The sequence below is a fragment of the Bradyrhizobium sp. genome (assembly GCF_030693485.1).
In the GTDB taxonomy this organism is placed as follows: domain Bacteria; phylum Pseudomonadota; class Alphaproteobacteria; order Rhizobiales; family Xanthobacteraceae; genus Bradyrhizobium.
In genome coordinates, this window is record NZ_JAUYAN010000152.1 from 1 (window position 1) to 25897 (window position 25897).

24 protein-coding genes are annotated in these 25897 nt (G+C 64.6%); 18 read left to right on the forward strand and 6 right to left on the reverse strand.

Translation table 11 applies throughout. The annotated features are described in order from the left end of the window. Positions 1 to 31 precede the first annotated feature (31 nt). Together Q8N40_RS11040 and Q8N40_RS11045 are read left to right on the forward strand one after the other, a co-directional pair. Positions 32 to 2011 carry an ice-binding family protein gene (locus Q8N40_RS11040; protein ID WP_305711848.1) on the forward strand — a complete coding sequence of 660 codons (1980 nt, stop codon included), beginning with the start codon at positions 32 to 34 and terminating at the stop codon, positions 2009 to 2011. Between the two features lie 128 nt (positions 2012 to 2139). Beyond that, complete coding sequence (locus Q8N40_RS11045; RefSeq protein ID WP_305711849.1) at positions 2140 to 3426, forward strand: MFS transporter; 1287 nt, start codon at positions 2140 to 2142, stop codon at positions 3424 to 3426. 15 nt (positions 3427 to 3441) lie between these two features. On the opposite strand, the gene Q8N40_RS11050 is transcribed toward Q8N40_RS11045, so the two are convergent. Next, the gene (locus Q8N40_RS11050; protein WP_305320872.1) at positions 3442 to 4053 is read right to left on the reverse strand and encodes a TetR/AcrR family transcriptional regulator; all 612 of its coding nucleotides are present in this window, start codon (positions 4051 to 4053) and stop codon (positions 3442 to 3444) included. A 141-nt stretch (positions 4054 to 4194) separates the two neighbouring features. On the opposite strand from Q8N40_RS11050, the gene Q8N40_RS11055 reads away from it, so the two are divergent. Continuing rightward, entirely contained in the window at positions 4195 to 5427 is a 1233-nt protein-coding gene (locus Q8N40_RS11055; RefSeq protein WP_305320873.1) for a cytochrome P450, read from the forward strand. Between the two features lie 161 nt (positions 5428 to 5588). After that, positions 5589 to 9284 (forward strand): AsmA-like C-terminal region-containing protein, encoded by a 3696-nt coding sequence (locus Q8N40_RS11060; protein WP_305711850.1) that lies wholly within the window; start codon positions 5589 to 5591, stop codon positions 9282 to 9284. Positions 9285 to 9338: 54 nt separating this feature from the next. Here the strand turns inward: Q8N40_RS11060 and Q8N40_RS11065 are convergent, their stop codons facing one another. Further along, on the reverse strand, positions 9339 to 10556 hold the full coding sequence (locus Q8N40_RS11065; protein ID WP_305711851.1) for an MFS transporter: 1218 nt from the start codon (positions 10554 to 10556) through the stop codon (positions 9339 to 9341). Positions 10557 to 10863: 307 nt separating this feature from the next. Here Q8N40_RS11065 and Q8N40_RS11070 point away from each other — a divergent pair, with 307 nt between their 5' ends. The 4 genes from Q8N40_RS11070 (at position 10864) to Q8N40_RS11085 (ending at position 14381) form a co-directional block, all read left to right on the forward strand. Beyond that, positions 10864 to 11988 carry a DUF2336 domain-containing protein gene (locus Q8N40_RS11070; RefSeq protein ID WP_305319318.1) on the forward strand — a complete coding sequence of 375 codons (1125 nt, stop codon included), beginning with the start codon at positions 10864 to 10866 and terminating at the stop codon, positions 11986 to 11988. Between the two features lie 39 nt (positions 11989 to 12027). After that, entirely contained in the window at positions 12028 to 12258 is a 231-nt protein-coding gene (locus Q8N40_RS11075; RefSeq protein WP_305711852.1) for a hypothetical protein, read from the forward strand. Positions 12259 to 12510: 252 nt separating this feature from the next. Next, positions 12511 to 13386, forward strand: coding sequence for a peptidylprolyl isomerase (locus Q8N40_RS11080; protein WP_305711853.1), 876 nt, complete (start codon positions 12511 to 12513; stop codon positions 13384 to 13386). Continuing rightward, positions 13383 to 14381 carry a HupE/UreJ family protein gene (locus tag Q8N40_RS11085; RefSeq protein WP_371135669.1) on the forward strand — a complete coding sequence of 333 codons (999 nt, stop codon included), beginning with the start codon at positions 13383 to 13385 and terminating at the stop codon, positions 14379 to 14381. Before Q8N40_RS11080 ends, Q8N40_RS11085 begins: the two co-directional genes overlap by 4 nt. 10 nt (positions 14382 to 14391) lie before the next feature. Here the strand turns inward: Q8N40_RS11085 and Q8N40_RS11090 are convergent, their stop codons facing one another. The 4 genes from Q8N40_RS11090 to Q8N40_RS11105 all read right to left on the reverse strand — a co-directional run bounded on the left by Q8N40_RS11090 (position 14392) and on the right by Q8N40_RS11105 (position 17104). Continuing rightward, the gene (locus Q8N40_RS11090; RefSeq protein ID WP_305711854.1) at positions 14392 to 14643 is read right to left on the reverse strand and encodes a ribbon-helix-helix domain-containing protein; all 252 of its coding nucleotides are present in this window, start codon (positions 14641 to 14643) and stop codon (positions 14392 to 14394) included. Continuing rightward, the gene (locus tag Q8N40_RS11095) at positions 14640 to 14828 is read right to left on the reverse strand and encodes a DUF4169 family protein (protein ID WP_304745780.1); all 189 of its coding nucleotides are present in this window, start codon (positions 14826 to 14828) and stop codon (positions 14640 to 14642) included. Before Q8N40_RS11095 ends, Q8N40_RS11090 begins: the two co-directional genes overlap by 4 nt. A 315-nt stretch (positions 14829 to 15143) precedes the next feature. Continuing rightward, on the reverse strand, positions 15144 to 16562 hold the full coding sequence (gene fumC, locus Q8N40_RS11100) for a class II fumarate hydratase (protein ID WP_305319695.1): 1419 nt from the start codon (positions 16560 to 16562) through the stop codon (positions 15144 to 15146). A 32-nt stretch (positions 16563 to 16594) separates the two neighbouring features. Then, positions 16595 to 17104: an SspB family protein gene (locus Q8N40_RS11105; RefSeq protein ID WP_305319696.1), complete on the reverse strand. Its 510-nt coding sequence runs from the start codon at positions 17102 to 17104 to the stop codon at positions 16595 to 16597. A 308-nt stretch (positions 17105 to 17412) separates the two neighbouring features. Between Q8N40_RS11105 and Q8N40_RS11110 the strand changes: the two genes are divergently transcribed. The 10 genes from Q8N40_RS11110 to hflC all read left to right on the forward strand — a co-directional run bounded on the left by Q8N40_RS11110 (position 17413) and on the right by hflC (position 25814). Then, entirely contained in the window at positions 17413 to 17604 is a 192-nt protein-coding gene (locus Q8N40_RS11110; RefSeq protein WP_305319697.1) for a hypothetical protein, read from the forward strand. Next, the gene (locus tag Q8N40_RS11115; RefSeq protein ID WP_371135670.1) at positions 17601 to 17996 is read left to right on the forward strand and encodes a chromate transporter; all 396 of its coding nucleotides are present in this window, start codon (positions 17601 to 17603) and stop codon (positions 17994 to 17996) included. The genes Q8N40_RS11110 and Q8N40_RS11115 overlap by 4 nt, the downstream gene beginning before the upstream one ends. Positions 17997 to 18224: 228 nt before the next feature. Further along, a complete protein-coding gene (locus Q8N40_RS11120) occupies positions 18225 to 18725 on the forward strand; it encodes a tripartite tricarboxylate transporter TctB family protein (RefSeq protein ID WP_305319698.1) in 501 nt (166 codons plus the stop codon). A 7-nt stretch (positions 18726 to 18732) separates the two neighbouring features. Next, positions 18733 to 20298: a tripartite tricarboxylate transporter permease gene (locus Q8N40_RS11125; RefSeq protein WP_305319699.1), complete on the forward strand. Its 1566-nt coding sequence runs from the start codon at positions 18733 to 18735 to the stop codon at positions 20296 to 20298. A 112-nt stretch (positions 20299 to 20410) separates the two neighbouring features. Then, the gene (locus Q8N40_RS11130; protein WP_305711855.1) at positions 20411 to 21397 is read left to right on the forward strand and encodes a tripartite tricarboxylate transporter substrate binding protein BugD; all 987 of its coding nucleotides are present in this window, start codon (positions 20411 to 20413) and stop codon (positions 21395 to 21397) included. Positions 21398 to 21570: 173 nt separating this feature from the next. Further along, positions 21571 to 22095: a Spy/CpxP family protein refolding chaperone gene (locus Q8N40_RS11135; RefSeq protein ID WP_305319701.1), complete on the forward strand. Its 525-nt coding sequence runs from the start codon at positions 21571 to 21573 to the stop codon at positions 22093 to 22095. Between the two features lie 171 nt (positions 22096 to 22266). Further along, on the forward strand, positions 22267 to 23061 hold the full coding sequence (locus Q8N40_RS11140; RefSeq protein WP_305711856.1) for a thymidylate synthase: 795 nt from the start codon (positions 22267 to 22269) through the stop codon (positions 23059 to 23061). Next, positions 23058 to 23594, forward strand: coding sequence for a dihydrofolate reductase (locus Q8N40_RS11145; protein ID WP_305318416.1), 537 nt, complete (start codon positions 23058 to 23060; stop codon positions 23592 to 23594). Before Q8N40_RS11140 ends, Q8N40_RS11145 begins: the two co-directional genes overlap by 4 nt. A gap of 154 nt (positions 23595 to 23748) precedes the next feature. Next, complete coding sequence (gene hflK / locus Q8N40_RS11150) at positions 23749 to 24903, forward strand: FtsH protease activity modulator HflK (RefSeq protein ID WP_305318415.1); 1155 nt, start codon at positions 23749 to 23751, stop codon at positions 24901 to 24903. Next, entirely contained in the window at positions 24900 to 25814 is a 915-nt protein-coding gene (gene hflC / locus Q8N40_RS11155) for a protease modulator HflC (RefSeq protein ID WP_305711857.1), read from the forward strand. Before hflK ends, hflC begins: the two co-directional genes overlap by 4 nt. Positions 25815 to 25897 lie beyond the last annotated feature (83 nt).

Below are 25897 nucleotides of genomic sequence, written 5' to 3' on the forward strand. Positions count from 1 at the left end.
TTTCCCCTAACAGAGCGACTGGGGGGAACCCATGACCAAGACTTGCCTGACTCGTTCGCGTAAAATGTTTCTGGCGGCTCTCGGCCTCACGGCTGTCGTCCCGACTGCCAGCCATGCCCAGGCGCCGCCTTTGGGTACGACTGCGAATTTCGCGGTGCTGGGCGGCTCGACGGTCACCAACACCGGCCCTACCGTCCTCACCGGAACCGCCGCGAACCCCGGGAACCTCGGTGTCAGCCCAGGCAGCTCGATCACCGGTTTTCTTCCGGTTGACCTTGGTCCCGGAACTTTGACCGGGCCGGGAGCGACGATAAATATCAACAACGCAGCCGCAATCCAGGCTCAAATCGACCTCACGACTGCCTTCAATACTCTGGCGAGCAGGCCGACCACGGTAAACCTGACGGGTCAGAACCTGGGCGGCCTTACGCTAATACCCGGCGTCTATAATTTCAGCTCGTCGGCTCAGTTGACTGGGGCACTCACCCTTAACGCCCTGGGCAACCCTAACGCAGTCTTCATCTTCAACATTGGGAGCACGCTGACCACTGCCAGCGCTTCCGCTGTTTCGCTGATCAATGGCGCCCAGGGTGGCAACGTGTTCTGGAGGGTCGGCAGCTCCGCGACGCTCGGCACCTCCACATCGTTCGCAGGCGACATCCTTGCGAATGCCAGCATCACGCTGAATACGGGCGCTAACATCACCTGCGGTGCGGCGTGGGCCAGGACAGGTGCGGTGACGCTGGATACCAATACGATCAGCTTGTGCGATCTCATAGTCGGGGGTGGGGGCGGCGGGGTCCCGCTCCTCGCCTCTCTGCTGCTGCCGTCTGCCACAGCCAATCAGCGCTCGGTCGCCAATGCGATCGACACCTTTGTAGGCAACGGCGGCGTGCTCCCGCTGCCGTTTCTGAATCTCTTCAACCTGTCGTCCGCAGATCTGGGAAATTCGCTGACGCAGCTTTCCGGGGAATCCGGAACCGGCATAGCGCAGGCCGGAACCCAGGCGATGAACTCGTTCCTGTCGCTGGTGACCAATCCGTTCGCCGACAATCGCGCCTTGCCGCCGGTCAATCCGCCGTCGCGACCGCCGCTCTACGCCAAGGCCCCGTTCTACAAGGCCGCCGCCGCGCCGGTAGCTGATCCGCGCCGCTGGAGTGTCTGGGGCGCCGCTTATGGCGGACAGACCACCACCAGCGGAGATGCGTTGAACGGAAGCCACGACCGGTCGGCGCGAAGCTATGGTTTTGCGACGGGTCTCGACTACCGCGTTTCGCCTTACACGGTGGCGGGTTTCGCGCTGGCCGGTGGCAACACCAATTATGGTCTGTCCGACGGCCTCGGCGGCGGAAGCAGCGACATGTTCCAGGCGGCCGTCTACAGTTTGACACGCGTCGGCGCGGCCTATGTGTCGGCCGCGCTCGCCTATGGCTGGCATCAGGTATCGACCGACCGGGTCGTGACCGTGGCGGGACTCGATCGCCTGACCGCCGGTTTTGCCGCCAACAGCGTCGGCGGCCGGATCGAAGGTGGCTATCGCTTCGCCATTCCCGGGGTTTACGCATTCCCGGGATTCGGCTTCACCCCCTACGCCGCGTTCCAGATGCAGGCGTTCCGCACGCCGTCCTACAGCGAGATCGCCGTCTCCGGCTCCTCGATGTTCGCGCTCGATTACCAGGCCCACACCACAACCACGACACGCACCGAACTGGGCGCCTGGGTCGATCGCTCGCTCCTGCTGTACCCGGGCGCGATGCTGTCGCTGCGTGGCCGCGCCGCCTGGGCTCACGACAATTGGTCCGACACCAGCATGACCGCCGGTTTCCAGTCGCTGCCGGGATCGATCTTCACGGTGATCGGCGCCACGCCGGTGAAAGATTCATTGTTGGTCTCGGCGGTCGCGGAGGTCAGCTTCAGGAACGGCATTTCGGTCGCCGGAAAATTCGACACTGAGCAGGCCGCGCATTCGCAGACCTATGTCGGTACCGCGCGGCTGCGGTACGCCTGGTAGCGGAGCGCAGCCGGTGATCTGACCTCGCTCTTGACGCCGTCGTTCCGGGATGGTCCGAAGGACCAGACCCGGACCCTCGAAATTTTGGGTTCGCGTTTGCAGCGCGCCCCGGAATGACGAGATACCGTATGCGGCTTCCCTTTTTCTACGGCTGGGTCATCGTTGCCGTGACGTTCGTCACCATGGCGATCGGCGTCAATGCGCGCACCGCGTTTTCACTGTTCTTCCCGCCGATCGTCGACGAATTCGGCTGGGAACGCGGCATCACCGCGGGCGCGTTCTCGTTCGGTTTCGTGGTTTCAGCCGCGGTCAGCCCGCTGATCGGCCGCATGATGGATCGCTTCGGCCCGCGCGGGGTGATGGAGCTGGGCGTCGCGCTGATGGCGGCAGGCCTGCTGCTGGCGCCGCTGACGACGCAGCCCTGGCATTTGTATCTGACCATCGGCGTCATGGTCGGCGCCGGCAGCGTCTGTCTCGGCTATTCCGGCCAGTCGCTGTTTCTGCCGAACTGGTTCATCCGCCGCCGCGGCCTCGCGATGGGGTTGGCCTTTGCCGGTGTCGGCATCGGTTCCGTCACGTTGCTGCCATGGGTGCAACTGATGATCGAGCAGACCGGCTGGCGAACCGCCTGCACCGCGATGGGCATCATGGTGCTGGTCGTGCTGGCCCCGATCAACCTGTTGCTGCGCAAGCGGCCGGAGGATATCGGCCTGTTGCCGGACGGCGATGCCGCACCGTCAGCGACATCGGCAAAACCGGTTTCCAACATCGTCGATCCGGCCTGGGCCGCCACCGACTGGACGCTGCGGCGGGCGCTGCGCACCGCGCGCTTCTGGTGGATCTCATCAGGCTATTTCTGCGGATTGTACGTCTGGTACGCGGTGCAGGTGCACCAGACCAAGTATCTGCTCGACATCGGTTTCAGCCCGACCGTCGGGGTCTGGGCCCTGGGCGTGGTCAGCCTGCTCGGCATTCCCGGCCAGATCTGGCTCGGGCACCTGTCGGACCGGGTGGGACGCGAGTGGATCTGGGCGGTGAGCTGCCTCGGTTTTGCGATCTGCTTCGCGGCGCTGATCGCGCTGAAATTCTATCCGACCCTGCTGCTGGTTTACCTGATGATCCTGGCGCAGGGCGCGCTCGGCTACGGCCTGACCTCGATCATGGGCGCGGTGGTGCTGGAGATCTTCCAGGGCAAGCAGTATGGCAGCATCTTCGGCACCATCATGCTGGCGGCGCTGGCGGGCGGCGCCGCGGGACCATGGCTCACCGGCTTGCTGCACGACCTCACCGGCAATTACACCATCGCCTTCGCGATCGGGATCGCGGTGAGCGTACTGTCGGCGGTCGCCATCTGGCAGGCGTCGCCGCGCAAGGTCCGCGCCGTTGCGGGCCAGATGCACAAGGCGCAAGGCTGAGCGGCCGGCGCTTCGTCAGACCGCTGAGATTCCCATCGCGCGCTGCAGATCGCCGATGGCGCGCAGAAAACTGTCGGCCGGCGTGGTCTCCGGATCGATCAGGCGGTGCAGGCGAAAGCCGTCCTCCATCGCCAGAACGACCGCACCGGTCCATGCCGGATTCAGCGCCGGATTCCGGCCGCTGTTCTTCGAGGTGGTCTCGACGATATCGGCAATCAATTTTCGCCGGGCGCGCAGCCGCTTGGCGAGTTCGGGCCGGCGCTTCTCGGCGCGCGCCACGAACAGGATCATCTCCATGTGCAGCAGCGGCGAACGGCCGAGCGGATCTTGCTGGCTGCGGTCCATGGTCTTCAGCGCATCGAGGAAGTCGGGAAGGTTCTTGTGCCGGGCGAGCAGATCATGAATCCGCCGGATCGATTGCTCGACGTGGTTTTCGAGCATGGCGATGATCAACTCGTCCTTGCTCTTGAAATTCGAGTAGAACGCGCCGCGCGAAAAACCGGCCGCGGCGGCAATGGTTTCGATGCTGGCGCCGCCGATGCCCTGTTCCTCGAATACACGCGCCGCCGCCTCGAACAGCTTCTCGCAGGTATCGTCCCGGGTCGGTCGTGTTCGGACTCTTGACATCAATCGATTTTAGGTAAAAATGAAACTCGATACAACAGTGTATCCAATTTCAATTGGTCCGGGCGCAACCGGTCCGGCCCCGAGGACGCCCGTCCGCCCGAACGTGCGGATATTTCATCGCGACAACGAATTGAGGTCACCATGAACGAGCATGTTCAGACTGCGACCAGCGCGCCGCTGTTCAATCCGCTGGCGCCGGAGTTCATTCGCGATCCCTATCCGCATTATGCGCGGCTGCGCACCACCGATCCGATGCACCTGACGCCGCTCGGCATGTATGTCGCCAGCCGTCACGCCGAGGCCAGCCTGGTGATGCGCGACAAGCGCTTCGGCAAGGATTACCCCGAACGCACCAAGCGCCGCTATGGCCCCGACATCATGTCGGAGCCGATCTTCCGCAGCTTCAGCCTCACCATGCTGCAGCAGGACCCGCCCGACCACACCCGGCTGCGCGGACTGGTGGTGAAGGCGTTCACCGCGCGCCGGGTCGAGGACATGCGCCCGCGCATCCAGCAGATCGTCGACGAGACGCTCGACCGGCTGATTCCCCAGGGCAAGATGGAACTGATCGAGGATTTCGCCTTCCGGCTGCCGGTCACCATCATCTGCGACATGCTCGGGATCCCCGAGGAACATCGCGAGCTGTTCTATACCGGTTCGCGCAACAGCGGACGTATCCTCGAGCCGGTGCCGCTGTCGCCGGAGGAGATCAAGCAGGGCAACGCCACCAACGCGATGACCGAGATGTACTTCCAGCAGCTGTTCGAGCTGCGGCGGAAGAATCCGGGCGACGATTTAACGACGCAACTGGTGCAGGCCGAGGAAGACGGCAGCAAGCTTTCCAACGAGGAGCTCGTCGCCAACATCGTCCTTTTGTTCGGCGCCGGGCATGAGACCACCGTGAACCTGATCGGCAACGGTCTCCTGGCGCTGCATCGCAACCCCGACCAGCTGGCCCTGCTCAAGGCCAATCCGGCCCTGATCACCAACGCCATCGAGGAATTCCTGCGCTACGATTCGTCCGTGCAGATGACCGGCCGAGTAGCGCTGGAAGACATCGACGACCTCGGCGGCAAGAAAATCCCGAAGGGCGAAAGCGTGATCTGCCTGCTGGGTTCTGCCAATCACGATCCCGCGGTCTATCCCGACCGGCCGGATAGCCTCGACATCACCCGGCCGAAGATCCGTCCGCTGTCGTTCGGCGGGGGCATCCATCTCTGCCTGGGCGCCCAACTGGCGCGAATCGAGGCAGAGGTGGCGATCGCGACGCTGCTGCGGCGGCTGCCCGATCTGAAGCTGGATGACGCCGAGAATCCGGAATGGCGGCCGTCTTTCGTGCTGCGCGGCCTCAAGCAGCTGCCCGCCAGTTGGTAAGGGCGTCGTGACGGCTTCCTGCGCGGAGCCGTCGCAGGCAATGCTGTGACTTCGCCATAGTTGCCTCTATATATGGGCTTGCTCCAGCGTTGATTCAGCGTGGCGGTGGGTGGGCCGTTCCGGGCCGCCATCGCGCCGGGGCGTGCGCAAAGGGAGACGCCGTGCAGACGACGCTGCTCGGACTGGCGATTGCCTTTATCATCGCGCTGGTGGCCGCACTGATCGGCCCGTATTTCATCGATTGGAACCAGTTCCGTCCGCAATTCGAGGCCGAGGCTACCAGGGTGATCGGCGCGCAGGTCCGCTTCGCCGGCAAACTGGATGCACGCCTGCTGCCGGCGCCATCGCTGCATTTGCGCTCGGTGGTGGTCGGCGGCGCCAACGATCTCGGCAAGGTGCGGGCCGACAAGCTCGACGTCGAGTTCAGCCTGGGCTCGCTGATGCGCGGCGAGTTACGCGCCACCGAACTGACCGTCAACGGCATGGCGCTCGATCTCGGCCTGGATCAGCAAGGGCGGATCGACTGGCCGGCCTCGACGGGGAAATTCAATCTGGGATCGCTGGCGATCGACCGGCTGAACCTGACCGGCCGCATCGCGCTGCATGATGCGGCAAGCCGCGGCACGCTGGAGCTGAACGACATCGCCTTCAGCGGTGATGTGCGTTCGCTGGCCGGCTCGCTGCGCGGCGACGGCAATTTTTCGGTGTCCGGGACGCGCTATCCGTTTCGGGTGTCGTCCGGCCAGACCGCGGACGGCAACGGCACCCGCGTTCATCTCAACATCGATCCCGCGGCGCGGGCCTTGTCGGCCGATCTCGATGGCGTGCTGGCGTTCGAGGCGCGCGCACCGCGCTTTGACGGCACACTGACGCTGGCCGCTCCCCCGGGTCTCAAGACCAGCAGCGATGTTCCCATCATACCCTGGCGGGTCTCGGCCAAAATCAAGGCCGATCCATCCGCTGCGCGGCTGGAGCAAATCGAGGCCGCCTACGGCCCGGAAGACAGCGCGCTCAGAGTAACAGGCGCCGGGGACATTCGCTTCGGCGCGTCGCCGCTGCTGCGGGCCACGCTGTCGGCGAAGCAACTCGATGCCGACAGATTCGCCGCCAAGGGCAACAGCGCCGCCGAGCCGACAAGATTGTTGCCGGGGTTGCGCGCGCTGATGGCCGCGATCCCGCAGACTACTCCAGTTCCGGCGCAAATCGAGTTCAGCGCCGACCAGATCATGCTGGGCGGCCGTCCACTGCAGGGTTTCGCTGCTGCACTACAAGTCGGCGCCAAGCCCTGGGCAATCAACCGGCTGGAATTCCGGGCACCGGGCGCGACTCGCGTCACCCTGAACGGTTCGAACGCGCAAGCCGGCGGTTTCACCGGCGCGCTCAGCGTGGATTCCTCCGATCCGGATGCGCTGGCGACGTGGTTGCAGGGCCGCACTGAGGTGGTCTATCGCAGCCAGAAGCCGCTGCGGCTGCGCGGCGATCTGACCGTGGCCCCGGATCGCGTCGCGATCGAAGCCATGAAGGCCGAGATCGACGGCGGCGCCGTCGAGGGGCGGATCGTGGTTGCAACGGCAACAGGCGGTTCGCGGATCGATGCCGAGCTGAAGGCGGAACGTCTCGATCTCGATGCCGCGACCGCGCTGGCGCGTTCGCTGGCGGGGCCGCAGGCCGAATGGCCTGACGAGGCGCGGCTCACGCTCGATATCGGCCGCGCCACATCGTCCGGCCAGGAATTGCGGCCGTTGCTGGCGAAGGTCGGCTACGGCCCAAAATCGTTCGCGCTGGAGCAGTTAAAGATCGGCCAGGCCAGCCAGGTGATGCTGGAAGGCGCGGGGAGTTTCGATCGCGTCAACACGTCGGGAAAACTGACGTTGAACTCCAGCGCCGTCTCGCTCGGCCAGATCACCGCCTTGATCGCGCCGCTGGCGCCGGCTTTTGCCGCGCGGATCAATGCGTTGGGCGCAAGTCCCGGCCCGGCGCGTCTCAAGCTGTCGCTCGAGCTGGACAAAACAGCGCAGCAGGCCGATCACGCCAATGCGCGCGCCGTGTTCGATCTCGATGCACCCCAGCTCAAGGGCGTGGTCACGATCGCGGCAAAGCCCATCATCACGGCGCTCCATGGCATCGATCTGGCGGCACTCGGGCGCAGCGAGTTCAGTCTTGAATCCAGGATGTCATCGGGACAGGGCCGTCCGTTGCTGGCGGCGCTCGGCCTCGATCGCGCGATCGCGGCGGGCGACGGCCCCGCGCAATTCGAAGGTTCGGTGACGGGCGTATGGCGCGCGCCGCTGCGGCTGAAGGTGAAGATGTCGGGAACCGGCCTTGACGCCGATGCGGAAGGCACGGCCGAGCCGTGGGCGGCGGAGCCGAAGGCCAGCGTCAATCTGAAGGTCCGCAGCGCCGATTTCGGACCGCTGCTGGACCTCAAGGCATCGGATACGCTGGCGCAGAACATCGGCCTGTCGTCCCGCGTCTCGCTGTCGGGCAACCGGCTCACCTTCGACGATCTGGACAGCGCGATCGCGGGCTCGCGGCTGCGCGGCCGGATGGCGCTGGTCCTCGGCGATGAAAGGAATGTCGAGGGCGAGCTTGGCCTCGACACGCTCGATCTCGCGCCGGCGTTTGCGCTCGCCATCGGCGCCGCGGGGCACGACACCGCCGAGCCGCTCGGTTCCGGATTTTCGAAAGGCTGGCGCGGCCGCGTCGCGTTTCAGGCGCTGCGCGGCACGCTGCCGGGCGGCGGCGAACTGCGCCCGGTCAGCGGCGTCCTCAAGGGTGATGGCCAGTCGCTGACCTTCGAATCGATTGCCGGCAACATCGGCGGCGGCGGGGCGAGCGCCAGCATCGACGCCAGGCAGACCGGCAACGGCATTGCCTTGAACGCGCGGGTTCAATTCAGCGGCGTCGATGGTGCGGCGCTGCGCTATCGCGGGCTGAAGATGCCGGCGGGCCGCGCCTCGATGCAGATGACGCTGGCAAGCCAGGGCCGCAGCGCGTCGGCGCTGACCGGCGCCTTGTCCGGCAGCGGAACGGTGACGCTGGAATCCGCAGAAGTCGCCGGGCTCGATCCGCGCGCCTTCGACGCCGCGATCCGCGCCAGCGATGGCGGACAGGCAACCGACGACGTCAAGCTGCGGCAGATCGTCGAGCGGGGGCTGTCGGCGGGCGCGCTGTCGGTCAAGTCGGCACAGATTCCGTTCAGCATCGGCGACGGCCGTATCCGCATCGGGGCGACCACGCTCGATGCCGAAGGCGCGCGCGCCATCATATCGGGCGGCTACGACATTCCCGCCGACCAGGCCGACATCCGCGCCAGCCTCGCTTCGACGGCGACGGGGTCGGCGAGCAGCCGCCCCGAGATCCAGCTGTTTACCGCCGGCCCTCCCGACGCGCTCGATCGCACCGTCGATGTGGCGGCGCTGTCGTCATGGCTGGCGGTGCGGGCGATCGACCGCGAAACAAGACGGCTCGATGCGATCGAGCGTGGCGAGCCGCCGCCGCCGTGGTCAACCTCGCTGCCGCCGCCGGCGACGGCGCCATCGGGAACGCCGGACGCGGTGCTGCCCCCCCTGCCGACTTCCGAGGTGCCGATCCCCGGCCGCGATCCGCGCCGGTCTCCGGCTGCGCCGAAGGCCAAGGCCGCCGTTCCGCGTCCACCGGCTGCGCCGCCGGCGCCCGGTGCGGCAAGTGCACCAGATCCTGCCGCAGCAAGTCCCGGCGCGGCAGCTCCCCCTGCGGTCGCGATCCAGCAGGCGGCACCGCTGCCGCCCCCGATCGAGGTCAGGCCGGTGCCCGGTTCCGCCGTTGCACGGCCGCCGAAGGTGCGGCCGCCGCTGGTGCTGACGCCGCCTCAATGACCGGCGTCCGCGCGGACATCTGGTTTCCCGACGGCCCATCGGCCTCGTACATGATCAAGTGGCCGGCTTCAGTTCTGCTTTGATGCCGACTGCCATGAACAGCGCCGCCAATACTGAAAATACCGCGCCGGCGAGGAAGGTCGCCGTCGGTCCGAACGCTTGCCATAACCAGCCGGCCAACACGCTGGCGATCAGCAGCGCCAGACCGGTAACCAGATTGAACAGGCCGAAGGCGGTGCCGCGCAGGTCTTCAGGGGCGGTATCGGCAACCAGCGCCGCAAGCAGCCCCTGAGAGAGTCCGAGATAGAGACCCCAGAGACCGACGCCGATGAATACCGCGACAAGGCCCGGAACGAAGGCCAGCGTGAGATCGGCGATCAACAAGGCGCCAAGTCCGCACAGCAGCAGTTTCACCCGGCCTATCCGGTCTGAAAGAATGCCGGCCGGCGTTGCGGTCAGGGCATAGACGATGTTCATCCAGACGAACACCAGCGGGATCAGGGCCAACGCCAGGCCTTCGGCTTGCGCCTTCAGCACGAGGAAGGCCTGGCTGAAGCGCGCCAGCGTGAATACCATGCCGATCGCAACGACCAGCCAGAAGGCCGGGGACAGGCGCGCCAGTTCCGGCTTGCGGATTGGCCAGCCACGCTTCGCCGTTGCCTTGACGCCGTCCGGCTCCTGCACGCCGACGACGAGCAACAGCACCGCGAGGACAGCGGGAACCGCCGCCCACCAGAACACGGCGCGGAAGTCGTTAGCGTAGAGTACCATCAGCGCCATCGCCAAGAGGGGGCCGGCAAATCCTCCCACCGTATCCAGCGCCTGTCGGATACCATAGCCGGCGCCGCGGATCGCAGGCGGCGTAATGTCGGCGATCAGCGCGTCGCGCGGCGCATCGCGGATGCCCTTGCCGATGCGGTCGACGAAACGCGCGGCCAGAATTTCCCCGGCCGTGCTCGCGAGCGGGAATACCGGCTTGGTGAGGGCGGCGAGTCCATAGCCGATGCCGACCAGCAGCTTGCGTTTGCCGATGCGGTCGGAAAGGGCGCCGGAGAAAACCTTGGCGACCGCAGCGGTAGCCTCGACCACGCCCTCGATCAGGCCGACAATCGTCGTACTGGCGCCGACCACGGTGACGAGAAATATGGGTAACAGACTGTGAACGAGTTCGGACGAGACGTCCATCAGCAGGGAGACAAAACCGAGCGCCCAGACGCTTTTCGGCACGTCGCGCCATGTCACCGTCGATGTTCTTGCCGTCTCGGAACTCATCAGGAAGAAATAGCGGGCCGCCAGGGTGCCGATCTTGCGTTAGGTCAACCCGTTGTTGCCGCAGGTTGCCTGGAGCGGAATTGGCCGAAAGCGTCCGGCATTGGCGGGAAATATACCAAATTCGGGGATCCTGACCGCAGCCCGAAGCCGCTTTGGGCGCAAAAACATCAACGGCTTCCCGGCAATTTGAGCGAATTTTTAGCGATAATACTTCTTTGCCAACTTTACGGAAAACTCGGGTTTGCCCGCTAGAGTTCCACCGCGCGCAGACTTGCGCAGGTTGGTTGCGATCCAGGGTTTGAAGAAAATGAGTGCGGCAAGATCGTTTCTGACGGATCTCGACCATGCGGTGTCGCGGGGGACTGCCGAGAGCCGCATTCGGGCGCTGTGGCACACCACCGACCTGATGATCACCGGCCGCTACAGCGAGGATGAAATCTGGACCTTCGGCGAGGTCATCGGACGGTTGGCGGACGAGATCGAAGTGGCGGCCCGCGCCCAGCTGGCGCGGCGGCTGGCCCGCTTCGAGGATGCCCCGGTCAATATCATCCACAAACTCGCCTTCGACGATTCGATCGAGGTCGCCGGCCCGATCCTGCAGGGTTCCGAAAAGCTCGAGCCTTACGCGCTGGTCGCCAATGTCTGCACCAAGGGCCAGACCCATCTGCTCGCGATCTCGAAGCGGGAGACGCTGGCGGAGATCGTCACCGACGTGCTGGTGACCCGCGGCGACCAGGAGGTCGTGAACTCCGTCGCCACCAACAGCGGTGCGCGCTTCTCGGATTTCGGCTTCCTGCACATGATCCAGCGTGCCGAAGGCGATTCCATTCTCGCCGAGCAGCTCGGTCTGCGCGAGGACATTCCCCGGCATATTTTCCAGCAGCTGATCGCCAAGGCGTCGGACGACGTCCGCAAGCGGCTGGAGCGCGAGCGGCCGGCCATGGTCGACCAGATCAAGTCCACGATGTCGGATGTCGCGGGCGAGTTGCAATCCAAGTTCGGCCCGGTGTCGCGAAGCTATTTCGTCGCCAAGCGTCTGGTGACGGCGCAGCATCGCCAGGGCAATCTCAACGAGAACAGCATCTCGCTGTACGCCAGGTCGCACAAGCTCGACGAGGTCACGATCGGATTGTCCCTGCTGTGTTCATTGCCGGGCGACGTGATCGAGCGCGCCATGCTGGACAAGAACCGGGAAACCTTGCTGATCCTGGCCAAGGCGCTCGACTTCTCGTGGGCGACCACGATGGCGTTGCTGTTTCTCGGCGCCAAGGGTCACCGCATCACCGGGTCGGAATTGAGGGAGCTGGAAAGCGAATTTGGCCGCCTCAACCTCAAGACTTCGCGCAGCGTCCTGGAATTCTACCAGTCCCGCAAGAATGCCGGGGATACCGATGCTGGCCCCAAGCGGCAGCCCGTGCTTGCCGGGCGATGAGCTAGCTAGCGATTCGAAACAGGCCCAGGGAAACCGGCGATGAACGAACTCTTATTCGGAACAGCTTTGCGGCAGCGCCCCGGTGCTGCTTCGGGCGAGCCGAAGCCCGACGCCTCCTCGGTGGAGATGGCCTGGCTCGTTCTCGAAGCCGCCAACGATCTCGGCGACCACGAGGCCGTCGAGGCATGCCGCCGGGTGATCGATGCGAATCTGAACAACAGGCCCGCGCCGCCATCCGACGTCCATCTGATCGTCGATTATTTCAGGTAACGCGCGACGCGGATTGCCCCGCGCATCGGCGTGGTTCAAATCGACCGGTATCGACAGCCCGGCGATTCAAATATTTAATATCATGCTTGGCCCCGCCGCCGCGCGACCTGATCGCCGGTCCAAAACAGGGAGACCAATCGTGAATCGGAAGCTGGTATCCGCCGTTCCCGGCTCCAGACCTTTCGCCCCGGCGCCGGGCTCCGCAATTGCACCAACGGCCGCCTGCAGGTCGCCGATCCGGTACATGCCGGCATGATCAAGCGGCTACTCAGGGAACCGCTGCTGCATTTTCTGTTGCTGGGGGCGGTGCTGTTCGCGGCGCACGGGTTTCTGTCGCGCAGCAGCGCCGGCGGGCCCGGCAGCATCGTCGTCACGCAGGTCCAGATCGAGAGCATGGCCAGGCTGTTCGCGCGTGCCCGGCAACGGCCGCCGTCGGATTCGGAACTGGAAGAGCTCGTCCGCGGCCACGTCCGCGAGGAGGTGTTTTACCGCGAAGGCCTTGCGCTCGGCCTGGACCGCGACGATCCGGTGATCCGGCGGCGAGTGGCGCAGAAACTGGAATTCGTCATCGAAGCCCCTGAAGCGGTCGAGCCGGATGACGTGCAATTGCAGGCCTATCTCGATTCGCACCGCGATCTGTTTGCGGTCGAGCCGCGATACAGCTTCCGCCACATCTATCTCGACCCGCGGCGACACCAGGCGACACTCGCGATCGAGGCGGAACGAATGCTCGGCGAGCTGAACGATCCCGGAAGCAGCATCGATGCGGCCGGCCTCGGCGATCCGACCACGCTGCCGCTCGACTTCGACGGCGCCTCGGCCGGCGACATCAAGAACAGCCTCGGCAATCAGTTTGCCAAGGCGCTGGCCCGGATCGCGCCCGGCCCGTGGAGCGGCCCGGTCTTGTCCGGCTACGGGTTGCATCTCGTGCAGGTTCGCCAGCGCTCCGAGCCTCGCACTCCGGCGCTTGTGGACGTGCGCGAGGCGGTGAAGCGGGAGTGGCAGCTCACGCGGCGCGCCGAAGCGATCGAGAAATCGTACCAGAACCTGCTGCAGCGTTACACGGTGACCATCGAACCGTCGCGGCTGGCGCGCAGCGGCGATAGCGGATCGAAGCGGCAGCCATGAGCATGCGCGGTCTGCTTCGCAGCATTGTCGGTCTTTGCGTCCTGCTCGGTGTCACCGCCGCATCTGCCGATGAGTTTCGGCCGGCTTACCTCGAACTGCGCCAGCAGGACGCCGAAACCTGGGACGTGTTCTGGAAGGTCCCGGCGCAAGGCGACAATCTTCGGCTGGGCATCTCCGTCGTGTTCCCCGCCGACACCGTCAATCTGTCGGAGCCGCGCGGCGCGTTCCACGCCGGAGCTTATTCCGAACGCTGGCGGCTCAGGCGTCCCGGCGGGCTCATAGGCCAGACCGTCCGAATCGACGGGCTTCCCTCGGGAGCCTCCGACGTGCTGGTGCGCGTGGAACGATCCGACGGCACCAGCCAGGTGACGCGGCTGTTGCCGTCCGATCCGGCGTTCGTCGTTGCGGCTTCCGCCGGGGCCGCGGAAGTGGCGCGGACCTATCTCGTGCTTGGCGTCGAGCATATCCTGCTCGGGATCGATCATTTGCTGTTCGTGCTGGCTTTGCTGCTGATCGTCAAGGGCGCCGGCCGCGTGGTGGCGACGGTGACCGCCTTCACCATCGCGCACAGCATCACGCTGGCCGCGGCGACGCTGGGGCTGGTCCGCGTGCCGGGTCCGCCGGTGGAAGCCGTGATCGCGCTGTCGATCGTTTTCGTCGCCGCGGAAATCGTGCATGGCGTACGCGGCAGGCCGGGCCTGACGGCGTGCTGGCCATGGCTGGTGGCATTCATCTTCGGACTGCTGCACGGGTTTGGTTTCGCCGGCGCGCTCGGCGAAATCGGCCTGCCGCAAACCGCCATTCCGCTGGCGCTGTTCTGTTTCAATGTCGGCGTCGAACTCGGACAGTTGCTGTTCGTCGCTGCATTCTCGGTCGCGGCATGGCTGATGGCCCGCATGCGCAAGGCCTGGCCGCGCTGGATCGAACTGGCGCCGGCCTATGGGATCGGCAGCGTCGCGATGTTCTGGGTTCTGCAGCGCGTGGCTGCGCTCTAGCCAGGTTAGACTAACCCTGCGGCTTCGGATCCGGCCCGGCGCCCATGGCGCGGGTGCGAAAGTAATCGAGCACGAACAGGCGAATCGCCGACGACAGGTTGCCCTGCTGGCGGTTGGAGTCGATCTCGCCCACCAGTTCGGACAGCGTCATGTCGCGCAGGCCCGAGATTTCCTTCATGCCGTTCCAGAACGCCTCTTCGAGGCTGACGCTGGTCTTGTGGCCGGCGACAACGATCGAGCGCTTCACGACCGGCGACTTCATGATGCGTCCTCGCCATCGATGCGGTGCTGATCCAGCAAATTGTTCGCACGGGTCTCGCGCTGCTGGTCCAGCGCGCGTTCGGATTTGGTTCGGCCGAACCGCGTCCGGTTGGCGTCGGCCTGTTTCGCCGACGCGACGCGCTCGGTACGCTTCTTGAAACGCTTCAGGTTGACCACGTCCCCCATGCCAGCCTCCATCATCCAAACATCGAAGGACAAGAAAACAATCTGCGAAGGCGCAAGTGGTCGGTATTTGCCTTGGCTGGCTCGGTGCGATGCACCTTGGCTGGCTCGGTCGTCATCCCAGGAAATCCCCGTCAGTGCCTTCTGATATCATCAAAAATACGTTTCGCTCTGCAAAAACCCGAATATCTCCGTGCTCTACCAGATCAATGAAAATAACGAATCCGCCTGAGTCTTTAGCCGATATGATCCATAACTATAACGCTGGTCCCGTAAACATAATGCTATCCCGTAAAAACACGGGGTCCCGCGGCGCCATCAGCCGGGGTGTGTCATTTTGTCCGGCTGTACCAGCCGGTCGAATTCCTCAGCCGAAACAAGTCCCAGCCCCACCGCCTCTTCGCGCAACGTGGTGCCGCGGGCATGGGCCTGCTTCGCGACCTTGGCGGCATTGTCGTAGCCGATCTTCGGCGCCAGCGCGGTCACCAGCATCAGCGAACGTTCCATCAGATCGCGAATTCGTTCTTCGTCGGCGCGGATTCCATCGACACAATTTTTCGTGAACGAGCGCGTGACGTCGGCCAGCAGTTCGATGGAATGCATCATGCAGTGCGCCATCACCGGCTTGTAGACGTTCAGCTCGAAATGGCCCTGGCTGCCGGCGACGGTGATGGCGGTCTGGTTGCCGAACACCTGGCAGCACACCATGGTCATCGCTTCGCTCTGGGTCGGGTTGACCTTGCCCGGCATGATCGACGATCCCGGTTCGTTTTCCGGCAGGATCAATTCGCCGAGGCCGGAGCGGGGACCCGATCCGAGCAGGCGGACGTCGTTGGCGATCTTGAACAGCGCGGTCGCCACCGAATTGATGGCGCCATGCACGAACACATAGGCGTCGTTGGAAGCCAGCGCCTCGAACTTGTTGGGCGCGCTGGTGAACGGCAGTCTGGTAATTCTGGCGGCGTGCTTCGCGAACAGTTTGGCGAATTTGGGCTTCGAGTTGAGGCCGGTACCGACCGCGGTGCCGCCCTGCGCCAGCGGGTAAAGATCCTTCACGGCGATCCGCAGCCGCGCGATGCCGCTCTCGACCTGCGCGGCGTAGCCCGAGAATTCCTGGCCGAGCGTCAGCGGCGTCGCGTCCTGGGTGTGGGTGCGGCCGATCTTGACGATGCGGGCGAACGCCTTTTCCTTTTTGCGCAGCGCGCGGTGCAGTTCGCTCAGGGCAGGAATGAGATCGGCGATGATGCGCGTCGCGGCGGCGATGTGCATGGCGGTCGGGAACGCGTCGTTCGACGACTGGCTCATATTGACGTGATCGTTGGGATGAACCGGCTTCTTGGCGCCGAGTTCGCCGCCCAGCAACTCGCTGGCGCGATTGGCGATCACCTCATTGAGGTTCATGTTGGTCTGGGTGCCGGAGCCGGTCTGCCAGACCACCAGCGGAAAATGATCGTCGAACCTGCCCTCGATCACCTCGCGCGCGGCACGAACGATGGCGCGGGCGCGGCGGGCGTCCAGCAGCCCCAGTTCGCGATTGGTTTCCGCGGATGCCAGCTTGACGATGCCGAGCGCGCGGACGACGTCCATCGGCATCCGGTCGCGGCCAATGCGGAAATTATGCCGGCTGCGTTCGGTCTGCGCGCCCCAATAGCTGGCGGAGGGAACTTCGATCGGACCGAAGCTGTCGGTCTCGCTACGGGTGGATTTGGAACGCGATGCTGCCGTCGATCGAGCCATCCAGGATATCCATTGCGCGAGGACGTGGTGGATTACTTCTTGCGGAAGCGGTCCAGCCGCACGACCTCAGCGCCCTCGCTCGGCCTGGCCGGCTCGTCTTTGGTCTCTGCGGCAGGGGCCGGAACCGGCAGGGCAGAGGGGGCGGGGACGGCCGGGAGGTTGGCCGCCGGCGCCTCGGTGGCCGCATCGGCGGGCTCGAACTGCAGGCCGAACTGCACCGACGGGTCGAAGAAGCTCTTGATCGAATTGAAGGGGACCACCAACCGCTCCGGAATGCCGCCGAACGACAGGCCGACTTCGAACCGGTCCTCGGTCACCACCAGGTCCCAGAACTGGTGCTGCAAAATGACGGTCATTTCTTCCGGATATTGCGCCAGCAGCCGCGGCGACAGCTTCACGCCGTCGGCGGTGGACAGAAACGTGATGAAAAAATGATGTTCCCCGGGCAGGCCGTGCTCGGCGGCGTCGGTCAAGACGCGGCGCAGCACCCCGCGCAGCGCGTCACGCGCCAGCACGTCGTATCGGATATGATCGGTCGCCATTATCAGGTCCTGTCACGTTCAAAGCAATTTTGCGGATCGGCAGCGCAGCCTGGGTGCCCCGACTCGCCTGTTGCGTCCATGCTACCCCGGCAGCGGGCCGAGGTCAGCAGCCGTTGCCGGCGATGGCCGAAATTCCAGCAGATCATTCGAACAGCAGGTAAATCAAATGAAGTGGAGGTTGGAATGTGGCGGCGCCGGGCGCTGCGCCCCGGTCCGACTGGTAGACGGCCATTTATTTCCATAACCGGCGAACCGGTTACCCCAATATAAGTGGCAAATGGCCGGAAAAACAGGGCCGGAATGGCGCATTGTACCCGGAATGCGACCGGGGAGGCGGGACATCCGGAATATGGGTTGGCGTTCTGGTCGGACTATCGGTTCTGGCCGCGGTGTTCCTCGCCATCGGCGTGCCGCGGCTGCCGCTGCCGGCAGTATTGCTGGTGGCCATCGCGCTCAGTATCGCCATCACCCTGGTCATGCGGCGGCGGATTGGAGCATGAATTCGGAGTCCAATCCGATATGGACGCTGGCCTGGACCTTCGGGCTGATGTCGCTGTTCGCGGTCGGCGGCGCCAATGCCGCCATTCCGGAAATGCACCGGGTGGCGGTCGATGTTCATCACTGGATGACCGACAAGCAATTCGCCGACGTGTTCGCGATTTCGCAGATGTCGCCGAGGCCGAACGTGCTGATCGTGACCCTGATCGGTTATTCCCTCGCGGGGGTTGCAGGCGCGCTGGTCGCAACGCTGGCGATGTGTGGACCGACCGCCGTCGTTGCTTATTTTGTGAGGCGCGTGCTGGCGCGGTCGGACCGGGTCGCGCTGGCCCGGCCATCATCCAGGCCGCATTGGTACCGCTGTCAATCGGGCCGATGGCCGCCAGCGGCCTGATTTTGGCGCTGCCTCGGACCCGACCTGGCCGGCGGCTCTGGTTACCATCGCTGCCGCGGCGCTGGCCTTTGCCACCCGGCTCAATCCGCTCTGGATGCTGCTGGCCGGGGGATGTTTTGGGTTTTGCTGGCGTTATCTGAGGAAAATCGGTAGGCAGGTTCGCCGGACCGGCATCTGGGCCATCCAAAAACAGAACGGGCGACAAGCCCGTGCGGGGGAGTGAGATCGATGAGTGAGACGCCGAGTCACGGACCGGTCAAATACATCATGCCGAAATGGATACGCGGTCCGCAGGATTTCGTCGGCGGACTGGCGATGGTTGGCATCGCGGTATTCGCGTTGTGGGCATCGAGCGATCTGCAGGGCATGCGCGGATTTTCATTCGGGGCGGGAACCGCACCCCGGATGTTCGCCTACCTGTTGCTTGGGCTCGGCATCGCGATAACGATCGTCGGTCTTGTCAAACACGGCGAGCATATCACGACCTATGCGTGGCGCGGCCCGCTGTTCGTGTCGCTGGCCATTCTGTCCTTTGCCGCCTCGATCCGGCCGATGGGCCTGATATTCTCGGCATTCACGAGCTTCCTGATCTCGGCCATGGGCACCCCGGAAACGAAATGGAAGCAAACCATCATCGTCGGCATTTGTCTGACGACCTTCTGCAGCCTGTTGTTCCCCTATGCGCTGGGTCTGCCGTTGCAGATGTGGCCGAAATTTATGATCCGGTGAGGGTGTGATGGGTGAGGTTTTCTCAAATCTTGGAATGGGCTTCGGCGTCGTATTCCAGTTGGTGCAATGGACCCCCGCGTTTCTCGGCGGCATGTCGATTCCGATTCCCGTCAACATCCTGCTGTGCCTGATCGGTGCGCTGGTCGGCACGCTGGTCGGCGTGCTGCCGGGCATCGGCACCATTGCCACGGTCGCCATGCTGTTGCCGATCACCTTCGGCCTGCCGCCGGTCGGCGCGCTGATCATGCTCGCCGGCATCTATTACGGTGCGCAGTATGGCGGCTCGACCACCTCGATACTGGTCAATATTCCGGGCGAGGCGGGTTCCGTGGTGACCGCGCTCGATGGCTTCCAGATGGCCAAGCAGGGCCGGGCAGGTCCGGCGCTGGCGATCGCGGCGATCGGCTCGTTCTTCGCCGGCTGCGTCGCGACCGTGCTGATCGCGGTGCTCGGTGCGCCGCTGACCAAGCTGGCGCTGGCCTTCGGGCCCGCGGAGTATTTCTCGTTGATGGTGCTCGGCCTGATCTTCGCCGTGGTGCTGGCCAAGGGCTCGGTGCTGAAGGCGATCGCGATGATCGTGTTCGGCCTGCTGCTGTCGATGGTCGGATCCGACATCGAGACCGGCGCGTCGCGGATGGCCTTCAACATCCCCGAACTCGCAGACGGCCTCGGCTTTGCCACCCTCGCGATGGGGTTGTTCGGCTTCGCCGAGATCATCCGCAACCTCGATGCGGGCGGTGAAACCGACCGCCAACTGGTGCAGCAGAAGGTCACCGGCCTGATGCCGACCAGGAAGGATCTGAAGGATTCCACGCCGGCGATCCTGCGGGGCACGGCGCTGGGATCGATCCTCGGCATTCTGCCGGGCGGCGGCGCGGTCATCGCATCGTTCGCGGCCTATACGATGGAAAAGAAGCTGTCGAAGCATCCGGAGAAGTTCGGAAGTGGCGTGATCGAGGGCGTGGCGGCGCCGGAGAGCGCCAACAACGCGGCGGCGCAGACCTCGTTCATTCCGCTGCTCACGCTCGGCATTCCGCCCAATGCGGTGATGGCGCTGATGGTCGGCGCCATGACGATCCATGGCATCGTGCCTGGACCGCAGGTGATGCAGAAGCAGCCCGAACTGGTCTGGGGCATGATCGCGTCGATGTGGGTCGGCAACCTGATGCTGCTGATCATCAACCTGCCGCTGGTCGGGATCTGGGTGCGGCTGTTGCGCGTGCCGTATCGCCTGATGTTCCCGTCGATCGTGGTCTTCTGTTCGATCGGCATCTATTCGGTAAACAACGCGCCGACCGACGTGATGCTCGCCGGCGCGTTCGGGCTGCTCGGCTATTGGCTGATCAAGCACGACTTCGAGCCGGCGCCATTGCTGCTCGGGATGGTACTCGGACCGCTGATGGAGGAGAACCTGCGTCGTGCCTTGCTGATCTCGCGCGGCGACTGGACGGTGTTCGCTACCCGTCCGCTGTCGGCGGTGCTGATGGCGATCTCGGCGGCGCTGCTGGTGATGACGATCCTGCCATCGCTGCGCAAGAAGCGCGACGAGGTGTTCGTGGAGTCCGAGAACTGACATGCGTCGCGGCGCCGCATCCGGAAGTCTGGTTTCGGATGCGGTGCCGTGTGACTAAGTGCTGGCCGGTTCACGCCGGCCTGTCCAACGGCTTTTTTGTGAGGAAAATCTGATGAAACTTTACAGTCGCATGCTGGCGGCCGGTGGTCTGGCCGCAGTCGCCGGGCTCACCGCGGTTCCCGCGCAGGCCCAGGCGCCGGCCTATCCGACCCGCTCCATCACCATGATCGTGCCGTTCGCAGCCGGCGGTCCAACCGATGTCATTGCGCGCATCGTCACGGCGCATATGGCGCAGACGCTCGGTCAGACCATCATCATCGAGAACGTGGTCGGCGCCGGCGGAACCACGGCCACCACGCGCGCGGCGCGCGCCACCAATGACGGCTATACGCTGATCACCGGGCATATGGGAACCCACGCGGCGTCGGTGCCGCTGTATCCCAAGCTGGCCTATCATCCGGAAAAGGATTTCGAACCGGTCGCGTTGCTGGCCGGAACCCCGATCCTGATCCTGGCGAAGAAGGACTTTCCGCCCAAGGATCTCAAGGAATTCGTCGCTTACGTGAAAGCCAATGCCGACAAGGTCAATGCGGCGCATGCCGGCGTCGGTTCGGTCTCCAACGTGTCCTGCGAACTGCTGAATTCCGTCCTCGGCATCAAGCCGGTCGGCGTCCCCTTCAATGGCACGGGTCCGGCGATGAATGCGCTGGTCGGCGGTCAGGTCGACTACATGTGCGACCAGATCGTCAATGCCGTGCCGCAGGTCAAAGGTGGTACCATCAGGGCTTATGCGATCGCGACCCCCGAGCGCAATCCGTCGCTGCCGGACGTGCCGACCACCAAGGAAGGCGGCCTGCCCGATTTCCAGGCCCAGGCCTGGAACGCGATTTTCGCGCCGAAGGGAACCCCGCCCGAGATCGTCGCCAAGCTCAACGCGGCAGTGGTCAAGGCGCTCGACGACGAAGGCGTCCGCAAGCGCCTGCTCGATCTCGGCAGCGTCATCCCGGCGACTGCCGAACGCACACCGGCCTCGCTGGCGGCTTTGGTGAAGAGCGAAGTCGCCAAGTGGACGGCGGTGGTCAAGCCTGTGGCCAATTGATCCGCGCTCACGAAATCGGTACCGGCCGCTGTCCTGCATTGGTTTAATGTCGGCAGCGGCCGGTCCTGATTCAACCTGACCGCGGGCCGGGCCTGGCCGCTTCAGCGCGCTTCGGTCAAACCGTGGCGCGTCGCTCCAGCGGCGTGTCAGTCCCTGTTCGAAGCGAGGCTTGCATGATCCGATTTCCCCTCATGGCCGGCTTGATCCTGCTTGCCGGTCCCGCCTTCGCCCAAACCCCCTATGCCGGGATGCAGACGCGCCCGATCAAGGCGCTGTCGGAACAGCAGGTGGCGGACCTCGGCGCCGGTCGCGGCATGGGCCTGGCGCTGGCGGCCGAGTTGAACGGCTATCCCGGTCCGATGCATGTGCTTGAACTGGCGGACAAGCTCGATCTGACGGCGGATCAGCGCGCCAGCGTGCAGCGCCTGTTCGATTCCATGAAGAGCGAGGCGGTGCCGCTCGGCTCGAAACTCATCGAGCAGGAAGCGGAACTGGACCGGCAGTTTGCCGACCGCATCGTGACCCGGGAAAGCCTGAAAGCCTCCACGGCGGCGGTGGCCGTGACGCAAGGCGCGTTGCGCGAAGCCCATCTGAAATATCATCTTTCTACCGCAGCCCTGCTTACCCCGATCCAGATGCGACGCTATGCCGACCTGCGCGGCTATGGCGGCAAGCGGAAGCATCATCACCACCATTGAGGGCGCCAGTGATCGGGCGCGCACGGGGAGGGTGGTTTTCCGCCCTTGCCATGGGTCACCCGGAACCACATTTTTCCGGGTATAATCGCGGTCGCGGGCCGAATCGCCGCTGTCGATCGGCCGGTCCGGCCGCTAAGAGTGGTTTTTTCCCCGGGTGAACAGCCTCACGCCATGAATCAGTACCACGATCTGCTGGAACGGATCCTCTCGGACGGCGCGGAGAAGCAGGACCGCACCGGCACCGGCACGCTGTCGATCTTCGGCCACCAGATGCGCTTCAACCTGGCCGCCGGCTTTCCGATGCTGACCACCAAGAAGCTGCCGCTGAAATCGATCGTGCATGAATTGCTGTGGTTTCTCAAAGGCGAGACCAACATCAAATACCTCAAGGACAACGGCGTTTCGATCTGGGACGAATGGGCCGACGCCAATGGCGATCTCGGCCCGGTCTATGGATCGCAGTGGCGGTCGTGGCCGGCGCCGGATGGCCGCCAGATCGACCAGATCGCCGGCGTCATCGACATGATCAAGCGCAATCCGGATTCGCGGCGTCTGATCGTGACCGCGTGGAATCCGGCCGAGATCGACAAGATGGCGCTGCCGCCGTGCCATTGCCTGTTTCAATTCTACGTCGCGAACGGCAAATTGTCGTGCCAACTCTATCAGCGTTCCGCCGACGTGTTTCTCGGCGTGCCCTTCAACATCGCCTCCTATGCGCTGCTGACGATGATGGTGGCGCAAGTGACCGGCCTGAAGCCCGGCGATTTCGTTCACTCGTTCGGCGACACCCACCTCTATTCGAACCATCTCGAGCAGGCGAAGCTGCAACTGACGCGACCGACGCGCCCGCTGCCCACCATGAAGATCAATCCCGGCGTGAAGGACATCTTCGGCTTCCGCTATGAAGATTTCGTGCTCGAAGGCTACGATCCGCACCCGCACATCAAGGCCGAGGTCGCGGTGTGACGGCGACCGCCAATGCCTTTCCGGAAATCGTCCTTCTCGTCGCTGTTGCCGAGAACGGCGTGATCGGTGCCGGCGGCGCCATCCCGTGGCGGCTGAAGGCCGATCAGCAGCGCCTCAAGGCGATGACGCTGGGCAAGCCGGTGGTGATGGGCCGCAAGACCTTCATATCGCTGCGCAGGCCGCTTCCCGGACGTACCAATATCGTCGTCACCCGCGACGCGAATTATCGCGCCGCAGGCGCCGTCGTGACGACGTCGTTCGAAGCTGCCCGCGCGATCGCGACCGGCGATGCACTGCGGCGTTTCGCCACTGAGATCGCGGTCATCGGGGGCGCCGAAATCTACGCGCAATGGATGGATCGGGCGGACCGGCTGGAAATTACCGAGGTTCATGCCCGGCCCGAGGGCGATACCTGCTTCGCCGCCATCGATTCCACGGCCTGGGAAGAGGTTGCGCGGGTACGGAATCCGGCCGGCCCGGACGACAGTGCCGACTATTCCTATGTGACATATCGCCGAAGGAAGCCGCATTAACTGCTTTGGCAATGTTTGCATTGACAAATTCCGGCTCAGGCATAGCTCCTGCGAGCCAACAAGCCGCGTTGTAAGGGCGGGGGCGGTCCCCTATAAGGCCGTGCAGATGTAGTGAGGCCGGGCGTCTTGCCTCGGCCCGCGGAGGAGACAGTCGATGCCGTGGAAGAATCAAGGCGGAGGCCCGTGGGGCGGTGGTCCGAAAGGACCATGGGGCTCAGGACCGCAATCGGCTGGCCCGAGGCCACCCGATCTCGAGGACCTTTTGCGCCGCGGCCAAGACCGCATTCAGCAGATGCTGCCAGGTGGATATTTTAGCGGCGTGGGCATCGCGGTCATCCTGCTCGTGGCTATGGTGGTGTGGGGTCTGTCCGGCTTCTTCCGGGTCCAGTCCGAGGAACTCGGCGTCGTGCTGCGTTTCGGCAAGCATGTGCGCACGGTTCAGCCGGGCCTGAACTATCATCTGCCGTACCCGATCGAGACCGTGCTGTTGCCGAAGGCGTTGCGCGTCTCCACCATCAACATCGGCATGTCCCTGATCGAGGATCCGGCGCGGCGCGGCCGCACCATGCGTGACGTGCCGGAGGAAAGCCTTATGCTGACGGGCGACGAGAACATCGTCGACGTCGATTTCACCGTGCTGTGGCGGATCAAGCCGGACGGCGTCGGCAACTACCTGTTCAACATCCAGAATCCCGAAGGCACCGTGAAGGCGGTGGCCGAAAGCGCGATGCGCGAGGTGGTCGGCCGCGCCAACATCCAGCCGATCCTCACCGGCGCCCGTACGACGACGGAAGCCAGCGTGCAGGACCTGATGCAGAAGACGCTCGACTTCTATGGTTCGGGCATCCAGGTCGCGCAGGTGCAGATGCAGAAGGTCGATCCGCCGGCGCAGGTGATCGACGCGTTCCGCGACGTGCAGGCGGCGCGCGCCGATCTCGAGCGGTTGCAGAACGAGGCGCAGACCTATTCCAACCGCGTCGTTCCCGACGCCCGCGGTCGCGCCGCGCAGATCCTGCAGGTCGCCGAAGGCTACCAGCAGCAGGCGATCGCCGAGGCCAAGGGCCAGAGCGCGCGCTTTCTGAAGGTCTATGACGAGTACAAGAAGGCGCCCGACGTCACGCGCCAGCGCATCTATCTGGAGACGATGGAGCGCATCCTCGGCAGTTCCGAGAAGCTGATCTATGACGGCGGCGGTTCGTCGTCCGGACAAAGTGTCGTGCCGTATCTGCCGCTGAGTGAACTGACGCCGCGGCGTCAGCCCACGCCTGCAGCCGGTCAGCCGCAACAACAGGGCGGAGGCACCCGATGAGGTCCGGAACTACAGGTATTGTCGCGCTGTTCGTGCTGCTGGTCGTGGTCGTCGTCGGCTACAGCTCGGTGTTCCAGGTGTCGCAGACCCAGCAGGCGCTGGTGGTGCGGCTCGGCAAGCCGGTCGACGTCGTCCCCAATCCGGGTCTGCATTTCAAGGCGCCGTTCATCGATACCGTGATCAGTATCGACAAGCGGATCCTCGATCTGGAAAACCCGTCGCAGGAAGTGATCGCGTCGGACCAGAAGCGACTGGTGGTCGATGCCTTCGCCCGCTATCGCATCAAGGATGCGCTGCGGTTCTACCAGAGCATCGGCTCGATCCAGGCCGCCAACATCCAGCTGACCACGCTGCTCAACGCGTCGTTGCGCCGCGTGCTCGGCGAGGTCACGTTCATCAAGGTGGTGCGCGACGAGCGCGAAATCCTGATGGGGCGTATCCGCGAGCAGCTCGACAAGGAAGCCGACGGCTATGGCATCGAGGTTGTCGATGTCAGGATCCGGCGCGCCGATCTGCCGGAGCAGAACAGTCAGGCGGTCTACCAGCGGATGCAGACCGAGCGGCAGCGCGAGGCCGCCGAATTCCGCGCCCAGGGTGGCCAGAAGGCGCAGGAGATCAGGTCCAAGGCGGACCGCGAAGCCGTCGTCATCATCGCCGACGCCAATTCCACCGCCGAGCAGGTGCGCGGCGCGGGCGACGGCGAACGCAACCGGCTGTTCGCCGAAGCCTACGGCCAGGATGCGGATTTCTTCGCGTTCTATCGTTCGATGACGGCGTATGAGAACGGGTTGCGCAGCAACGATACCCGCTTTTTGCTGCGGCCGGACTCCGATTTCTTCAAGTTCTTCAGCAACTCGTCGGGCAAGCCGCCGGTTGCTGCGGCCCCGGCAGCTGCTGCGCCGAAGCCGTAAGGCTGCTCGCAACAGGCCCCGGTTCAGATTTCATCGGAACCGGGGCTTCACACCTAAAAAGAACATCAAGGGTGAGGTTTCAG

What these genes read in the sequence shown, in the direction of transcription:
- Q8N40_RS11070 (WP_305319318.1), top strand. Translation starts at nt 10,864, where the DNA reads ATGAGTGCGGCAAGATCGTTTCTGACGGATCTCGACCATGCGGTGTCG.
- Q8N40_RS11105 (WP_305319696.1), bottom strand. Translation starts at nt 17,104, where the DNA reads ATGGCGACCGATCATATCCGATACGACGTGCTGGCGCGTGACGCGCTG.
- fumC (WP_305319695.1), bottom strand. Translation starts at nt 16,562, where the DNA reads ATGGCTCGATCGACGGCAGCATCGCGTTCCAAATCCACCCGTAGCGAG.
- Q8N40_RS11065 (WP_305711851.1), bottom strand. Translation starts at nt 10,556, where the DNA reads ATGAGTTCCGAGACGGCAAGAACATCGACGGTGACATGGCGCGACGTG.
- Q8N40_RS11120 (WP_305319698.1), top strand. Translation starts at nt 18,225, where the DNA reads ATGAGTGAGACGCCGAGTCACGGACCGGTCAAATACATCATGCCGAAA.
- Q8N40_RS11055 (WP_305320873.1), top strand. Translation starts at nt 4,195, where the DNA reads ATGAACGAGCATGTTCAGACTGCGACCAGCGCGCCGCTGTTCAATCCG.
- hflC (WP_305711857.1), top strand. Translation starts at nt 24,900, where the DNA reads ATGAGGTCCGGAACTACAGGTATTGTCGCGCTGTTCGTGCTGCTGGTC.
- Q8N40_RS11115 (WP_371135670.1), top strand. Translation starts at nt 17,601, where the DNA reads ATGAATTCGGAGTCCAATCCGATATGGACGCTGGCCTGGACCTTCGGG.
- Q8N40_RS11125 (WP_305319699.1), top strand. Translation starts at nt 18,733, where the DNA reads ATGGGTGAGGTTTTCTCAAATCTTGGAATGGGCTTCGGCGTCGTATTC.
- Q8N40_RS11090 (WP_305711854.1), bottom strand. Translation starts at nt 14,643, where the DNA reads ATGAAGTCGCCGGTCGTGAAGCGCTCGATCGTTGTCGCCGGCCACAAG.
- Q8N40_RS11135 (WP_305319701.1), top strand. Translation starts at nt 21,571, where the DNA reads ATGATCCGATTTCCCCTCATGGCCGGCTTGATCCTGCTTGCCGGTCCC.
- Q8N40_RS11075 (WP_305711852.1), top strand. Translation starts at nt 12,028, where the DNA reads ATGAACGAACTCTTATTCGGAACAGCTTTGCGGCAGCGCCCCGGTGCT.
- hflK (WP_305318415.1), top strand. Translation starts at nt 23,749, where the DNA reads ATGCCGTGGAAGAATCAAGGCGGAGGCCCGTGGGGCGGTGGTCCGAAA.
- Q8N40_RS11130 (WP_305711855.1), top strand. Translation starts at nt 20,411, where the DNA reads ATGAAACTTTACAGTCGCATGCTGGCGGCCGGTGGTCTGGCCGCAGTC.
- Q8N40_RS11085 (WP_371135669.1), top strand. Translation starts at nt 13,383, where the DNA reads ATGAGCATGCGCGGTCTGCTTCGCAGCATTGTCGGTCTTTGCGTCCTG.
- Q8N40_RS11045 (WP_305711849.1), top strand. Translation starts at nt 2,140, where the DNA reads ATGCGGCTTCCCTTTTTCTACGGCTGGGTCATCGTTGCCGTGACGTTC.
- Q8N40_RS11050 (WP_305320872.1), bottom strand. Translation starts at nt 4,053, where the DNA reads ATGTCAAGAGTCCGAACACGACCGACCCGGGACGATACCTGCGAGAAG.
- Q8N40_RS11040 (WP_305711848.1), top strand. Translation starts at nt 32, where the DNA reads ATGACCAAGACTTGCCTGACTCGTTCGCGTAAAATGTTTCTGGCGGCT.
- Q8N40_RS11140 (WP_305711856.1), top strand. Translation starts at nt 22,267, where the DNA reads ATGAATCAGTACCACGATCTGCTGGAACGGATCCTCTCGGACGGCGCG.
- Q8N40_RS11080 (WP_305711853.1), top strand. Translation starts at nt 12,511, where the DNA reads ATGATCAAGCGGCTACTCAGGGAACCGCTGCTGCATTTTCTGTTGCTG.
- Q8N40_RS11095 (WP_304745780.1), bottom strand. Translation starts at nt 14,828, where the DNA reads ATGGGGGACGTGGTCAACCTGAAGCGTTTCAAGAAGCGTACCGAGCGC.